The 15,273-nt window shown below is 68.1% G+C and carries 11 protein-coding genes and 1 pseudogene; 3 read left to right on the top strand and 9 right to left on the bottom strand.

What is annotated here, in order from left to right:
- Positions 1-46 precede the first annotated feature (46 nt).
- A protein-coding gene (locus IE206_RS41750; RefSeq protein ID WP_229853399.1) for an IS5 family transposase occupies positions 47-828 on the bottom strand; the annotation gives its coding sequence in 2 pieces (ribosomal slippage) (positions 47-462 and positions 462-828; 783 coding nt in all).
- Between the two features lie 803 nt (positions 829-1,631).
- On the opposite strand from IE206_RS41750, the gene IE206_RS43385 reads away from it, so the two are divergent.
- A complete protein-coding gene (locus IE206_RS43385; protein ID WP_189971949.1) occupies positions 1,632-7,364 on the top strand; it encodes a PA14 domain-containing protein in 5,733 nt (1,910 codons plus the stop codon).
- 144 nt (positions 7,365-7,508) lie between these two features.
- Entirely contained in the window at positions 7,509-8,519 is a 1,011-nt protein-coding gene (locus IE206_RS41740) for a ricin-type beta-trefoil lectin domain protein (RefSeq protein WP_189971947.1), read from the top strand.
- Positions 8,520-8,777: 258 nt separating this feature from the next.
- Here the strand turns inward: IE206_RS41740 and IE206_RS41735 are convergent, their stop codons facing one another.
- Positions 8,778-9,068, bottom strand: a complete 291-nt coding sequence (locus IE206_RS41735; protein WP_229853396.1) for a MazG-like family protein — start codon at positions 9,066-9,068, stop codon at positions 8,778-8,780.
- A gap of 428 nt (positions 9,069-9,496) precedes the next feature.
- Here IE206_RS41735 and IE206_RS41730 point away from each other — a divergent pair, with 428 nt between their 5' ends.
- A complete protein-coding gene (locus tag IE206_RS41730; RefSeq protein WP_189971944.1) occupies positions 9,497-10,699 on the top strand; it encodes a UDP-N-acetylglucosamine--N-acetylmuramyl-(pentapeptide) pyrophosphoryl-undecaprenol N-acetylglucosamine transferase in 1,203 nt (400 codons plus the stop codon).
- A gap of 24 nt (positions 10,700-10,723) precedes the next feature.
- Here IE206_RS41730 and IE206_RS41725 read toward each other — a convergent pair whose 3' ends face one another.
- From IE206_RS41725 to IE206_RS43380, 7 genes and pseudogenes are all read right to left on the bottom strand, one after another.
- Entirely contained in the window at positions 10,724-11,164 is a 441-nt protein-coding gene (locus IE206_RS41725; RefSeq protein ID WP_189971942.1) for an arsenate reductase/protein-tyrosine-phosphatase family protein, read from the bottom strand.
- Positions 11,161-12,300 carry a DegT/DnrJ/EryC1/StrS family aminotransferase gene (locus IE206_RS41720; protein WP_189971940.1) on the bottom strand — a complete coding sequence of 380 codons (1,140 nt, stop codon included), beginning with the start codon at positions 12,298-12,300 and terminating at the stop codon, positions 11,161-11,163. The genes IE206_RS41725 and IE206_RS41720 overlap by 4 nt, the downstream gene beginning before the upstream one ends.
- Positions 12,297-13,307, bottom strand: a complete 1,011-nt coding sequence (locus IE206_RS41715; protein WP_189971938.1) for an ATP-grasp domain-containing protein — start codon at positions 13,305-13,307, stop codon at positions 12,297-12,299. The genes IE206_RS41720 and IE206_RS41715 overlap by 4 nt, the downstream gene beginning before the upstream one ends.
- Before the next feature lie 5 nt (positions 13,308-13,312).
- A pseudogene (locus tag IE206_RS41710) lies at positions 13,313-14,305 on the bottom strand (dTDP-glucose 4,6-dehydratase); the annotation flags it as partial.
- An 11-nt stretch (positions 14,306-14,316) separates the two neighbouring features.
- The gene (locus IE206_RS43085; RefSeq protein ID WP_229853394.1) at positions 14,317-14,574 is read right to left on the bottom strand and encodes a transposase; all 258 of its coding nucleotides are present in this window, start codon (positions 14,572-14,574) and stop codon (positions 14,317-14,319) included.
- Complete coding sequence (locus tag IE206_RS43080; RefSeq protein WP_229853393.1) at positions 14,541-14,915, bottom strand: transposase; 375 nt, start codon at positions 14,913-14,915, stop codon at positions 14,541-14,543. Before IE206_RS43080 ends, IE206_RS43085 begins: the two co-directional genes overlap by 34 nt.
- Positions 14,888-15,273: winged helix-turn-helix domain-containing protein (locus tag IE206_RS43380; protein ID WP_189971934.1), on the bottom strand; the 386-nt coding region annotated here is incomplete at its 5' end. The genes IE206_RS43080 and IE206_RS43380, both read right to left, overlap by 28 nt.

Below are 15,273 nucleotides of genomic sequence, written 5' to 3'. Positions count from 1 at the left end.
AACCCGCTGGAGCGACAACCGCTCTGTATGGGCTGTTGAGAACGAATTAGGCTTCGTGGATGTCATCACGTCGTTCCCAGCGGATGCGTAAGCGCCGGAAGCCGTGGAACCAGGCGATGGTGCGTTCCACCACCCAGCGGTAGACGCCGAGACCGGAGCCGTGTGGGACGCCGCGGCGGGCGATCACTGGTCTCACGCCCAGCATGCGCACCTTCTCCCGGTATTTGTCGTGGTCGTAGCCACGGTCGGCGAACAGCAGGGCCGGCCGTTTGCGCGGCCGGCCGACCAGGCCGGTGACCGCAGGCACCTTGTTCAGCAGCGGGATCAGCTCGGTGACGTCGTTGCGGTTGCCTCCCGTCAGCGACACTGCGAGCGGGATGCCCTGGGCGTCGGTGAGGATGTGGTGCTTGCTGCCCGGCCGTGCACGGTCGACCGGGCTGGGACCGCTTTTGGGCCCCGCCGTGCCGCCCGGACGTGGGAGGAATCGATCACCGCCCGCGACCAGTCAAGCTGCCTGGCCGACCGTAGCTTCCTGAGCAGGACCAGATACAGCTCGTCCCACACGCCGGCCTCGTTCCAGGCCGCCAGCCGCCGCCAGCACGTCATGCCCGAACCGAAACCGAGTTCCTGCGGCAGGTACTCCCACTGGATCCCGGTATGCAGCACGAACAGGATCCCGCACAGGGCCTGCCGGTCCGGCACCCGTGGCCTGCCCTCGACCCGCTTCGGCCCCGGCTGCGGCAACAACGGCTCCACCAGCGACCACAGTTCATCCGACACAACCCACGGCCGCGACTGTCTCTTGCCCACACCCACACCAACGAGCATCCAAGCCGACAGGCACACCAGCACCCGCTTTTGTTAGGACCTCTTACATGCCACGGCCTGGGCAGGACCGGTGTCCCCCACCCGAAACTGGGGCTTGTGCACGCAGCGCGTCAGACAGGCGCTGTCGGCGACGGGTGTATGGGGTCTGCTGTGCTCAGGCTCGTCGCAGTCGAGCACGCGCAAAAAGGATGCGGTGACCGTGCAGATACTGCGGACGACACCGAGTACGCGGCAAAGCCACTTGTTGCAGCGCGCCTGGCCGTAGCTTTTCGCCCCGGAAGAGCCGACGAACGCGCGCGGACTTGCCGTACTCGGCCGATACTCACCAGGCAGGAGGGCCCTCTCCACAGTCTGGGAGGCATCCGCAGCCGGGTCGAGTCTCTCCGTCGGTCAGAACCCTGGCGGTTCGGTTCCGGCCAAGTGGGGTGTAGGTGCTGATCAGTTCCGCAGCCTCCGCTTAGAGGCACCCGAGAGCATGGTATTGGTCATGGCCCTGACAGATGGATGTGAAGGTGACCGCCAGTCCTTGGGGCGGGTGGTTCCGTAAAAGCCCGGCGGTTCAGTGATTCCAGTCAAGGTGTACCGAATCTGTTCCCCTCGGCCCGCCGGTCCCGCAAGATCTCAGTCGTTGCCCCGGTCAATTGGCCGGGACCGGAACTGGCGGGACCGTGACCTGCCAGGCCGCGGTCCCGGCGGGCGTCGACAATGCGGGAGGACCCTTGTCCAGGGGCGGCGGCAGAGCGCGGTTATTCGCGCGGTCCTGGTTGCGGATGATCGTATCCGCGCTGGCAATGGTGTTGGTGGTGTCACTGGCGCAGGCGGCGGCCCTGCCGTCGACGACGGCGTCGGCGAAGTCGCGGGAGGTACCGCGGAACCTGTCGATCCTGTCGGTTCCGACAGCGGTCAAGCAGAAGCCTCAGGCTGAGTCGAAGCCGCCGAAGGCCGACTTCGCGCCCTTGGCCGTCGGCAAGCACGCCCGGTTCGACGCGCGCAGATCGGTGCGCGCCGCAGACCCGGCGGCGCCGCAGACCAGCCTGGTCTCACCGGTCGACGGCGCGGTGGTGGGCACCGAGACGCCAGCACTGCAGGTGGCCGGGGTCGGGGATGGTGTCCTGTACTGCTTCAAGATTTCCACGGGGTTCGACGGCCGCTCGGGCAGTGTGGTGGACTCCGGGTGCCTGGATCAGCCGCAGTGGACGGTGCCCAAGCATGTGCTGCACGACGGGGGCCGTTATACCTGGACCGCGGCCACCGCGACCTCGGGCGCGACGACGGCGACTCCGCCGCAGTGGGTAGGGCACTTCACGGTCAACCAGCGGGTGGGCGATCCGGGGCCGGCTCCGACCGACCACCTGGGGCCGGTGACAGTGAACCTGTTCAACGGCAACGCGCACGTCGAGGCCGCCGGACCGGCGTTCCAGACGGTGGGCGGGTCGGCCGGGGTGAGCCTGGCCTACAACTCCCGGCAGGGCGCGCCGCACGGCGTGCGCGCCTCGTACTTCAACGACTCGCGACACGCGGGCAGCCCGGATGCGCTCCCGGTGATGGTGCGCGGTGAGTCTCAGGTCAACCTGGACTGGGGCATCCCGTGGACCGGCAACCCGGACAACCGGCCGTGGCGGGACAACCCGATGCCGCCAGCACTGGACAAGAACTGGTTCGTGGTGCGCTGGGAGGGCCAGTTCAAGGCCCCGGTCACGGGAGACTTCCGGTTCGCCGGCGGGCACACCGACGGCGCGCGAGTGTGGGTGGGCGACAAGCTGGTCTACGACAACCCCAACCCCGCTGATCCCGGGGACGACTTCCTGCTGCCCGGCCCGCACCAGAGCAGTGAAGTGGCCTTGAAAGCTGGTCAGTTGGTGCCGCTGCGTGTCGAGCTGTATCACCACTCCGACCAGCGCCCCCGCATGGTGCTGTGGGCCAAGAGCAGCACCGGTAGCGATGCCCAGCGCAGCCACAACCTCGATCCCCGGATCGTGCCGACGGAATGGCTGATGGCCGGAGACACCCAGTCGCTGCCGGCCGGGTGGACGCTGTCGGCGCAGTCCAGCGGCTACAGCCACGCCGAGATGCTGGACGGCTCCGTGGTGCTCACCGATTCCGCCGGCGGCAAGCACACCTGGGCCAAGGCATCGGCGGGCGGATACACGCCGCCGGTGGGTGAGGACGGGGTCCTCGCCTTCGACAACACGGGCCGGATCACGCTCACCGAGGGCGACACGGTGTCGCTGTTCAACCCCGACGGCACGCTGGCCGCGGTGGAATCGGTCCTGGACGGCAAAAAGCCCGCCGCCCTTCAATACCTCTACAGCGGGACGCCGCCGCGGCTGACCCAGATCAAGGACCCGGTGTCCGGCCGGTCACACCAGCTGTTCTACAACACCGATGGCAGCGACAGCTGCTACGGCGGAGTCTCGCGCCCGCCCGGGTCGGATGCGGCCCCGGCGCAGATGCTGTGCCGGATCCGCTACTGGGACGGCACCGAAACCCGGCTGTGGTACCAGATGGGCACGCTGGCCCGGATCGAGAACCCCGGCGCGGCCATGCAGGACTTCGACTACGTCGGCCGGGCCTCGGCCAAGGATCGCTACGACCAGGCGGGCGACAACGAGGAGGAGAAGCAGAAGGCCCTGGACAGCATCGGGCCGCTGGCCACCCTGCGCGGCAGCCTGGCCTATGACTGGGTGGCCCGCCAGGCCCCGTCCGCGGAGAACGGCTGCACCAACACCGGTGATACCGCTGCCGCCTGTACGGTGATCGGCTACGACTCCGTGACCGAACAACCTCAGGAGCCGCCGGCCCTGCGCGCGGTCCAGGTACTGGCCCCGGCCCCGGACGGCCGCTCCAGCGACAAACGCGCCGAGCACTTCTACCAGTACTACCTGGAGCGCAAGCAGGCCACCGTGGCCCTGGCCGGAGTGTACGACGCCACCCGCTCGCGCACCGTCACCTACGACGACGCCGGACGCACCCTGGTCACCACCGACTTCACCGGGGCGAGCATCAGCGCGGAGTGGAACGCCAAAGACCAGGCCACCGCGTCGGTCGACAGCGCGGGCCGGCGCTCCACCACTGTCTACGACCATGCCGATCGCCCGGTCGACAAGTACGGGCCCGCACCTGCAGCCTGCTTCACCGGCCAGACTCCGACGTCGGCGTGCGCAGCCAAGATGCCGCACACCCACACGAGCTACGACGAGGGGCTGGCCGGGCTCTCGGCCGCCTTCTACGGCAATCCCGAACTGGCAGGTATACCCCAGGCGTTCGCCACCGGGGTCGGTGCCAGTGCCAGTGACGGAGCGTTGGCGCAGTCGTGGGGAGCGAGCCCGCCGGTGGTCAACACCAGTGGCTGGTCGGGCCGATTCACCGGCGAGGTCCAGCTCCCTGCCACCGGGGACTACGGCCTTGGCTTCACCGCCGTCGACGGGGTGCGGCTGTGGGTCGACGACGTGCTCACCGTCGACAGCTGGAGCGACAAGCCCAGCACCGCGGTCACCGGCAAGTACACCAACACCTCGGCCGACAGCTGGCATCGCGTCCGCGTGGACTACTACAACCGCTCCGGCACGACCGGCGCACTGGCCTTCACCTGGACCCAGCCCGGTACCGGCGCGCCGGTACCGGTCCCCGGGAAGAACCTCGCGCCCCGGTACGGGTGGGCGACCGGCTCCACCACCGAGGACACCTCCGGCGGCGACAAGGAACGGGCACCGTCCAAGCGCAGCGCCACCAGCTACTCCGACCCGGCAGCGGGCATCGACCCGGTGTACGGACTCACCACCTCCACGACGGCCGACCCCGGCGGACTGGGCCTGACCGCCCGGACCACCTACGAGCGGCCGGGCGACGGATTCCTGCGCAAGCTGGCCACGGCCATGCCCGCGGGCGACCTCGCCAACCCCGCCCGTCGCAACACGACCACCTACTACGGCGACGCCGAAACTCGTACCAACCCGTGCGATGCGAGCGCCCCGACCGCCAACCAGGGCGGCATGGCCAAGACAAGTACTGGGGCCAAACCGGCCGATGGACCGGCGCTCACCGGCGAGACCGTGTACGACGAGGCCGGGCGGGTGGTAGCCGAGCGCGCCAACGGCGAGGCGTGGATCTGCACCAGCTACGACGCGCGGGGCCGGATGGCCAAGAAGAGCGTGCCCGCGTACGGGGACAAGCCGGCGCGGACGGTCAGCTACGACTACGCGGTTGGCGGTGACCCGTTGACGTCGAAGGTGAGCGACGAGAACGGTTCGATCACCACCGTGATCGACTTGCTCGGCCAGGAGATCAGCTACACCGACGCCAACAACGTCACCTCCAAGTCCACCTACGACCAGGTCGGGCGACTGATCAATGACACGACCACGGTCAAGGGGGTGTCCAGCACGGTGGCGTACGCCTGGAACGACGCCAACCAGCTGACCCAGGTCAAAGTGGACGGGACCACCGTCGCCACCCCCTCCTACGACGGGGCCACCGAACTGGCCGGCGTCGCCTACGGCAACGGCTCCCGCCTGGACTCGCTAATACGCAACGGCACAGGCCAGCCAACGGCTCTGACGTGGAAGACTGCCTCATCCACGGTGATCGACACGGTGACCCGCTCCCGCGATAACCGCATCACCGACGACGTGGTGACCGCGGACGGCAAGACCGCCGCCACCTACGCCTACACCTACGACACCGTGGGGCGGCTCGTCGCGGCGACCGTCCCACACCACCAGCTCACCTACCGGTTCGACCCGGCCGACGGCTGCGGGACGGCGAAAACGGCCGGCCTGAACGCCAACCGCACTGCATCCACCGACAGCTTCAACGGCGCCGCGGCGGTCACAACCAGCTACTGCTACGACGACGCCGACCGGCTCACCTCCACCAGCGGCGGCCTCGCGCTGACCGCCACGTACGACTCGCACGGCGACGCGGTCAAGCTCGGCGGTGACACCCTGGGCTACGACTCCACCAAACGGCACATCCGGACCACGACCGCGTCCGGCACCGCCATCTCCTACACCCGGGACTCGTCCGACCGGCTCACCGCCCGCACCGTCACCGGCGCCACCGACGCCTCGAAGAACGGGACCACCCGCTACTCCTACAGCTCCAAGCACGACGACGCGGACCTCTTCCTGGACAAGGACGGCAGCCTGCTCCAGCGCATCGTGCCGCTGCCCGGCGGGGTGCTGCTGACCAAGAACTACGACCAGGCCGCCACCACCAACTGGTCCTACCCCAACCTGCATGGCGACGTCCTGTTCACCACGGACGGGGCCGCCACCCGCACCGGGGACCTCCACCTCTACGACCCCTTCGGTCAGACCATCGACCCCGCCACCGGCGCCTTCACCGACCTCCCGATCCCCGCCACCGCCGCTGGCGGCATGGACTTCGGCTGGCTGGGCCAGCACGAACGACCGGTCGAGCACCTGGCCGGACAGCAGACCATCGAGATGGGCGCCCGCGTCTACCTGCCCGTCCTGGGCCGCTTCCTCCAGGTCGACCCCGTGTCGGGCGGCTCGGCCAACGACTACGACTACGTCAACGCCGACCCGATCAACGGCCTCGACCTCGCCGGTACCTTCAGCTGGAAATCGGTGGTCCACGTCGCGACCACCGCCGCCGAAGTGGTGGCCTACGTGCCCGGACCGGTCGGCACGGTCGCCTCCGGAGTAGCCGTGGCGGGCCAGCTCGCCCAAGGCAACAAGGCCGCCGCCGCCATGGACGCACTCGGCATGATCCCCGGCGGCAAACTCGCCAGCACCATGGCCAAGACCGCCGCCAAGGAGGCCTCGACCGTCGGCAAGGCCGTGGAGGCCGCAGAGAAGTGCAATTCCTTCGCCCCTGACACCCAGGTGGTGATGGCCGACGGCACCGCCAAACCAATCAGCGAGGTCCACGAGGGCGACCAGGTCCAGGCCACCGACCCCGCCACCAATGCCACGACCGGCGAACCTGTCGCCGGCGTCATCATCGGGCAAGGGGCCAAGCATCTGATCGACATCAGCTTCGGTGCGCCCGGATCAGTGACGATCACGGCCACCGCCGGCCACCCGATCTGGGTTCAGGGCCGCGGCTGGGTCAACGCCGGTGACATCAAGGCGGGCGACCTCGTCCGCGACTCGTCCGGCATCACGCGCGTCACCTCGGTGCGCGACCGCGGCGAGGTCCCCGGCCAGACCGTCTACAACCTCAGCGTCAGCCGCATCCACACGTACCGCGTGGGCGCCGCTGCCACCTACATCCTGGTCCACAACACCGCTTGCCCCGTCCACAGCATCACCGGAAACCCCTTCACCAGCACAAAACCCTGCACCTGCCCCGGCGGCACTGTGAACGACGCGGCGCACACCGCCGCTGAACTGGAATCCAACGCCAAAGCCACGAGGGATCAGGCCGAGGCGGGCGGAAGAGCATTCGAAGGTGTCGTTCATCCACAGCATGCAGACATCGACCCGGCCGGCACCATGCCGTTGACGTTCCTTGGTGCGCTCGCGGTCCAGAAAGGCAAGCAGACCTGGAACAGAACGCGTGGCAACTGAACGCCTCGCAACTGCCGGAAACGAAGAGGACTTACGCACAACGAAAGGACCACACCAGTGGCGATACCAAAGGCGAAGCGCAGAAGGTTCTCGTGGCGAAGACCAAGCGTGGTCATCGCGGTGTTGTGCGTGGCCGTGGGAGTCATGACGTCCCCCGCTGCCGCGCACGAGGACGGCGGCGCGTCGGCCACGGCGCTGATCCAGCTCACGTTCACCAACGTCAGCAACGGAAAGCTGCTGGACGTCCAAGGCGGCAGCTACGACGACAACGCGGCCATCTCCGTCAACCCGGCGCCGGGCTCCGCCACGGGCTGGCGCATCAACACAGGCACCAGCCTCGGCTCGGGGTTCGCCATCGTCAACACCACCACCGGCAAGTGCATGGACCTGAGCACCGCTGGCTACCAACTGCGGCAACAGCCCTGTGACGGGCGTGCGACCGAGCAGTGGTACTTCCAGCCCATCTCCGGATCGGCGCAGAAGGCCTTCAGGATCCGCCAGGTCGGCGACAACTCCTGCCTGACCGTCCAAATGCCTCCTTACACCGATAACTTCGTGTTCACCTACCGCTGCGACAACAGGCCCTATCAGCAGTGGACGCTGCCCGCCGAGGTCTACCAGACGGCGTGGAACACCGCCGTGGACTACGCGGCCGCCCGGTGCGCCAAGGACACCTCGACCTGCTCGTGGTCCACAACCACCCAGACACCGCCGTTCACCTTGCCAGAGACTTGCGTCTCCCCGATCTGGTTCAACGACACCTCCACGACGATCCCGTGGGAGTTCAGCCTGAGCACCAGCTCGGGCTGGAGCAACACCATCGGCTTCAAACTGGGCGGAAGCCTGACCCTCGGCAGCGACCTCATCGGCCTCAAACTCGATGTCACCGCCGAGGTCAACGGCGCAACCACCGTGGACCTCAAGCAGGAGATGGGCAACAAGCTGACCGTGTCCGTGCCCCCACGCCAGTACGGGTGGGTCGCACTGTCCGAACTGGCCACCAAGGCCACCGGAACCTTCACTTTCGATACCCAGGGCTTCCCGTGGACCGCCGACGACACCATCACCGTGCCCCTCAAGTACGACGCCAACGGCGGCGCGAGCATCTACAGCGCCCGGACCAGGACTACGTTCACCAACTGCGCTGGAACCTGACAACGACCCGCGGCCGATCCTGGACGTAGCAGCCCGGCCAAGCCTGAGTCCATCGCAGGCCCGGCCGGGCAACAGCCGATGCAGGGTCTCCCCTACCAGACATGTCGACGCACCTCTCGTGTACCAAGCAGCTTCCCCGTGCGCTTGGTTCTTGGTTGACGAACGAGTAAGCAGATCCCGGGGGCCGGACTGCTGCAGTTGCGGCACCCCGAGATTGCGGACAGTGCAATATCCGAGGACTCCGGTACGGGCGAGGTGTCAGCCGTCCGCCGAGTCACGGACGCGTACTGCTACGCCCCGCTCATCCCGCACATAGACGCGTTCCCGGTTCTTGTTGAGTTTGCGTTCCACTTCGGATTGCAAGTCGATCCCCATCATCTCCGCGAGTGCTGTGACGTAAATTGCGACGTCCGCCAGCTCTTCACCGAAATCCGGAAGGCCTTTGCGCCATGCGGTGGAGGCTCCACCGATCTCTGCGGTGAGAAGTCCGAACTCCAGTGCAACTTCGGTGGTGTTGAAGCCTTTGGCCAGCTTGCGGTCCCAGGCCATCCTCTGGGTTGTACGGATGTCCACGACTCCTCAGGTCCACTGTGCAGCACGTATTTCCGGAGCGTAGCGAGCGGCCGGTCCATCATGGGGCCTTATGCGCCGCCAGCCGCTTCAGCTCAACGGCCCTGTGGGCGCCTTCTACAGCGGGCACCAGGACGAGTGGCAGAAGAACGCACTCGGATCAAGGCGAGGCGCCAGCATGGCCGCAGCACGCTCCAGCAGGCCGCCCGCCTCAATTAGTCCCGTCCCCAGGCGCCCTGGCAGCCGTGAGGCAGTTCCGCCTCTTCTGCTTCAGCTTCTCCCCTCACGCCTGGCAGCCTCACAGATCATGACCGACCGGTGCAGTGTGCTCCCGCAGATGTGGCAGGCTCAGGGCTGCGGCTGAGTTCGGATAAGGCTTCGAGGGCAGCCTGAGATATCAGTTCGATATGTACTGGAGCGTGTCTGTGAACAGCGGTGTCCATGGTTTCGAGCGGACCTTCCGTTTGATCGTCACTGGCGGCGGGACCGGTGGGCGCACCTACCCGGCTCTCACCGCTGTCCACACGCTGCAGGCACGCCTCGCCGCAGCCAAGAAGGCGCTGGATGTTCTGTGGGTGGGACAGGACAACAGTCTGGAGTCGCGGGTCGCGGCTGCCGAGGGGTTCGCTTTCACGTCGGTCGCCGTGGGCAAGATTCGGCGTTCCAGCAATCCGCTGAAAATCGTGTCGCCGGCGAACGTGCGGGACATGAGCCGGGTGCCGCTCGGCGTTCTCCAGGCTCGCAAGGTCATTGCGAACTTCGGTGCTGACGTGGTGCTCGCGACCGGCGGGTACGTTGCTGTTCCGGTCGGCGTGGCCGCTACCCGGCTGTGCCGGGTACCGCTGGTGGTGCACGAGCAGACCGTCCGCCTGGGCCTGGCCAACAGGACCCTGGCGGGGGCGGCCACGCGCATCGCTGTGTCGTCGGAGTCCACCCTGCCGCTCCTGGCCGAGTCGGTGCGTGGTGCGGCGGTGGTCACCGGTAATCCCATTCGGCCCGAGGTGCTGACGGGGCAGCCCGAAAAGGCACTTGAGGCTTTGGATCTGCGCGGTTTCGACCGGCGCCTTCCCACGGTGTACGTCACGGGCGGGGCGCAGGGTTCGCAGCAGATCAACGATCTGGTCGCTGATCTGCTGCCATGGCTGCTGGGCCACGCCAACGTGGTCCACCAGTGCGGTCCCGACAACCTGGAAGGCCTGCGGCGACGGACCGCGACGCTAGCTCCGGAGGTGGCAGGTCGCTACTACCTGACGGCGTACGTCGGGACGGAACTGCCCGATGTGCTGGCTCTGGCCGACGTCGTCGTTTCCCGCAGCGGGGCCGGGACGATCGCTGAACTGACCGCGCTGGGCAAGGCGGCGGTGTTTGTTCCGCTGGCCACCTCGGCGGGCAACGAACAGGCTCACAACGCCCAACACTTGGAGAAGGCAGGAGCAGCTGTCGCGCTGGTCGGGGAGGTGTCCTCGGAGCGGCTGCGTGACGCGGTGGCGCCGCTGCTCACGGATCCGCAGGCCCGGGCAGAGATGGCGGAGCGGGCCCGGTCGCATGGGCGTCCTGATGCTGCCGAGCGGTTGGTGGATGTGGTGCTGTCCGCCGCGGCCCGGAGCTGAGGCTGGTCGAGCGCCCGCGGTGCTCTACGACAGATGGTGTGCGGCGCCGGCTTCGATGATCGCGGCGCAGTCGGCGAAGTCCTTCAGTCGTTTGCCTATGGGGTCGGGGACGTCCTGGCCGTCGTCGAGGTAGAGCCGCAGCTTGGCGGTGGTGTCTTCTCCGCCGAGGAGGTGGAGTTGGTCGAGGAGGCAGTGGTCCATCGCGAGGATGAGATCCGCCCAGTCGAGTAGGGGCTTGTCGACTTGGGTCGCCTGGTGGCTGGTGAGGTCGTAGCCGCACGCCTTGGCGGCTTTGATCATGTTGGGGTGGGCGGGGCCGCCAACCCACTTGTCGATGAGGCCCGCCGACCGGACCTCCAGTGCACCGCCTCCCTGGATCTGGAGGACGAGGCATGCGAACGGGCTGCGGCAGTAGTTGCCCAGACATACTGTCAGGATGCGGCGTGGGGCATGGGCTGAGGTCACGGGTGGGCTCCGGTCTCCTTGAGGGCCTGCTGGAGGGCGGAGACGACGTAGTGGATGTCGTCGCCGGTCAGATGCTGGTGGAACGGAAGCGTCAGGATCTGCCGGCTGATTCGTTCGGTGACGGGCAGGGGGCGGCGCCAGGGGGCGAAGGCGGGCTGCAGGTGGTTGGGCGGGTAGTGCACGCCGACGCCAATGCCCTGTTCGCGCATGAGCGTCCAGACGCGGTCGCGGGCGGGGACCTTGACGACAGCAAGATGCGGGACGGAATGGTCCACGTCGACATCCACCAGGGCCGCGCCCGAGACGCCGCTCAGGGCGCTCTGATAGTGGCGCCACAGCTGCCTGCGCGCCGCCGCGGTCGTGGCGAAGTGGGCGAGCTGGGCGCCGCCGATCGCGGCGTTGAGGGCGGACATCTGGTAGCGGAAGCCCGCCGTGGTGACCCGGTAGGTGGTGGAGGCGGCGCGCTGGGCGGCCGTGTCGACCACGCCGATCTGGCGCAGCTCCCTGATCGTGTGGGCTTCCCCCGCGCTGCGGGGGATGATCATGCTGCCCTGGCCGCAGGTGAGGTTCTTGATGGGGCCGAAGCTGAAGCAGGTCAACTCCCCGGTGGCGCCGACCGGGTGGAGGCCGTGGTAGGAGCCGAAGGCGTGGGCCGCGTCCTCGATGACCGTGATCCGGCGCTCGGTGAGGAGGGCGCGGATGGGGCGCAGGTCGACGGCTCGGCCGCCGTACAGGACGGGCATCACGGCCGTGGTGGAGTCGGTGAGGGCGTCCAGGACGCTCGCGGGGTCCAGGCACAGGGTGGCGGGATCCACTTCGGCGAAGCGGGGCCGGGCGCCGCAGTGCAGGATGGCCTGGATCGTTGCGCAGAACGTCAGCGAGGGGACGATCACGTCCATGCCGGTGGTGACTCCGGCGGCCACGAGTGCGGTGTGCAGGGCGGCGGTGCCGGAGGAGACGGCGATGGCGTCCGGGACGCCGAGGAAGCGGGCGACGCTCTCTTCGAATTCGTCGACGATGCGGGTGTGGCCGTAGTGCCCGCCGGCCAGCACCCGGGCGACAGCGGCCTGCTCGCTTCCGTAGAGGTACGGGCTGGCGTTGCGGCCTGTGCCGGGCTGCGTTGAGGTGTTGTTCACGGTGTCTCCTGCGCGGTGGGAAGGGAGGTCCGGTCCCCGGTGGCCAGTGTCTCGGTGTACTGGGTCAGGAAGATCCCGCACCGGTAGGCGAGCCGGTCGTGGTCGACGGGGAGGTGGAAGAGGCCGTTGACGGTCTGGGCGATCAGGTCGGCCCCGGCCGCCTCGGCCAGCACGAACCCGCCGGCGACACGCACGTTGAGTTCGGTGATCAGCACCGGCTCGGTCCCGGTGTCGGTGACGAAGCCCTGGACGCAGCACAGGCCGGCCGCGCCGACGGCCGCGAGCGTCTCCTTGACCCGTTGCTCGACTCTCTCGTCGTAGAAGGTGGTGGCCACCACGGCGAGGCCGCCCTTGACGAGGTTGCGGTGACGCAGGACCGCCGACACCCGGCCTGCACGGTCGACGAGGCAGTCGGCCGTGAACTCCATGCCGCGGACTCTTTGCTGGATCAACGGCTGGGGAACCAGTTCGCACAGGACACGGGCCTGCTCGCGCGTGGTGCAGAAGAACACGTCCTGCGCTCCGTGGCCGCGTCTCGGTTTCACCACGAACTCCCCCTCCGCGGGCAGTTCGTGGAGCTGGTGCGGAAGCAGGGTCCGTGGGGTGGGAATGCCGTGATCGGTCAGGACATCATGGAAGACGGCTTTGTCCAGGCACGTCTCGACGGACGTGATGTCCGGGAGCCAAAGCCGCACGCCCATCCCCGCCAGGGCTCGCTGCGCCCGCAAGAGCGGCAGAAGATCGTTCTCAATGCCCATCATGATCGCGTCCGCCCGGGTGTCGCGGCACAGCCGGATCACGGCGGCGCCGTAGGCGGGGTGATCGGCCCGGGGTGTGACGCGGGCGACGGTGTCAGGGAGCAGCAGGCCGGGAGCCAGCGGTTCGGCGTCCGTGCAGATGATTCGGTGCCCCAGGCCCTGCAGGCGGCGCGCCAGAGCGAAGCCGGGGCTGGCGCCGACACCGGTGACGAGTATGCGCCGGGGGCGAGGCTGCCGGTCAAAGGACATGGCCCTCACGCTCCTGCGATCGCGACGGCGACTTCCGCCATCGGGGCGTCGGGGTCGCGCCGCACGGGCGGCCAGCGGTCCGGGTTGTCGCGGTACCACCCGGTCTCGGCGAGGCTCTTCTTCAGCGTCCGTTGAGGCTTGAAGCCGAGGCGGCGGAGCTTGGACCAGTCCATGCAGTACCGGATGTCGTTGGAGCGCCGGTCGGGCACGTAGGACACCGCGTCCCAGTCGGCGCCGCACTCGGCCAGGAGGAGCCCGGTCAGCTCCTTGTTCGTCAGGTCCGTGCCTCCCCCGATGTTGTAGATCCCGCCGGGCACGCCGTGGCGCAGGACCAGGTCCAGTCCGCGGCAGTTGTCCTCCACATGGAGCCAGTTGCGGACGTGCTCACCCTTGCCGTGCAAGGTGACCTGGTCGCCTCGGAGCAGGCGCGTGACGAACAACGGAATGATCTTCTCCGCGTGCTGGCACGGCCCGTAGTTGTTGGAGGACCGGGTGACGCACACCGGGACGCCGAACGTGCGGAAGTACGAAAGGGCGATCATGTCGCTGGCCGCTTTCGAGGCGGCGTAGGGAACGGAGGGCCGCAGCGCGTCCTCCTCGCTGGCCGACCCGGACGCCAACGGACCGTAGACCTCATCCGTCGACACGTGCACGAAACGCTTGGTGGCGAACCGCTTCGCCGCGGCGAGCAGAATCTGCGTACCCAGCACGTTCGTCATCACGAAGGTGCTGGCCGCATAGAACGAACGGTCGACGTGGGACTCGGCCGCCAGGTGCACGATGGCGGAGTTGCGCCGCACGTAATAGTCCACCAGCTCCTGGTCGAGGATCGTGCCCTTGACGAAGGTCAGCCGCGGGCAGTGCAGCTCCTCGCGGAGGTTTTCGATGTGCCCCGCATAGGTGATCGCGTCAAGGACCGTCACCCCCGTGACGTCGTCGGCGCGGAGCAGTTGCTTGACCAGATGCGAGCCGATGAAGCCGGCGCCGCCGGTAACTACTGAGGTTTTCGTTAGTTCTGTGGTGTTTTGGGGTGGATGGTTAGTCCGGTGTGAGTGAGGAAGGACCACGGGAGTTGGTTGTTGGAGCAGACGCGGTGGATGCCGCGTTCGGCGGCGTCGGCGACATCGGCCAGGTGGTCGCCGGCGGGGTTGGCGAGCTCGCGGGTCTTGATGGCCGACCAGAGCAGTTCCATGGGGTTGAGTGCGGGTGCGTAGGCGGGCAGCCGCTCCAGTGTCAGCCAGTCCTGGTCCACCGCCCAGGCCCGCATGTCCGGCTCCAGTGCGCGGACAGCCCGTCCCACACCAGCACCACCGGCTCACCGGCGTAGAAGGATTTGACCTGTTCCAGCACATCGATCAACGAGGCGGTGTCGTAGCTGCCCGGCTTGAGGTGGAAGCACAGCCGCGGGCCACGCCCGGGGTCAGCGGCGTGGTAGCCCAGCGCAGCGGCCATCCCGGCGCGTTTCCAGTTCAGCCGGTGCCGCAGCGTGGGTGTGCGGCCGCGGGGCGCATAGGTGCGGCGGACCTGAGGCAGCAGCGACACGCCCGATTCGTCGAAGAACACGATCCATGCACGTTTCTTCACCGCCCCTTTTTGATGCGCGGCCATTCCTGGGCGACCCATCGGGCGATCTCCGAGTCGTCCCGCTCGACGGCCTGGCGTCTGGGCCGCTGCAGACTCCACCCCAGCCGTCCAGTCAGCAGCCGCCACACCGACGCCCGCGCCAGCTTCACCCCGATCACCCGCTCAACCACCACTCCGGCCCGCTCCAGGGTCCACAAGTCCGCCTCGAACCCGTGCGCCTGAGCACCCTGTTCCAACGCGGCCCGGACCACCCCGACTTGGGCATCATCCAGCTTGGGTGGCCGTCCCGTGGCTGACCGTCGCCGCAGCGCTTGGGCCCCGCCTTGCTCCCACAGGCGTTTCCACCGCCGCACGCTCTCCGGATGCATCCCCACCATCCGTG

Source organism: Streptomyces violascens (genome assembly GCF_014649955.1).
GTDB classification, from domain to species: domain Bacteria; phylum Actinomycetota; class Actinomycetes; order Streptomycetales; family Streptomycetaceae; genus Streptomyces; species Streptomyces violascens.
Note: the sequence above shows the minus strand (reverse complement) of the source record. Positions and strands in the feature narration are given on the sequence as shown.

What these genes read in the sequence shown, in the direction of transcription:
- IE206_RS41740 (WP_189971947.1), top strand. Translation starts at nt 7,509, where the DNA reads ATGACGTCCCCCGCTGCCGCGCACGAGGACGGCGGCGCGTCGGCCACG.
- IE206_RS41735 (WP_229853396.1), bottom strand. Translation starts at nt 9,068, where the DNA reads ATGGCCTGGGACCGCAAGCTGGCCAAAGGCTTCAACACCACCGAAGTT.
- IE206_RS41730 (WP_189971944.1), top strand. Translation starts at nt 9,497, where the DNA reads ATGTACTGGAGCGTGTCTGTGAACAGCGGTGTCCATGGTTTCGAGCGG.
- IE206_RS41715 (WP_189971938.1), bottom strand. Translation starts at nt 13,307, where the DNA reads ATGTCCTTTGACCGGCAGCCTCGCCCCCGGCGCATACTCGTCACCGGT.
- IE206_RS43085 (WP_229853394.1), bottom strand. Translation starts at nt 14,574, where the DNA reads ATGCGGGCCTGGGCGGTGGACCAGGACTGGCTGACACTGGAGCGGCTG.
- IE206_RS43080 (WP_229853393.1), bottom strand. Translation starts at nt 14,915, where the DNA reads ATGGCCGCGCATCAAAAAGGGGCGGTGAAGAAACGTGCATGGATCGTG.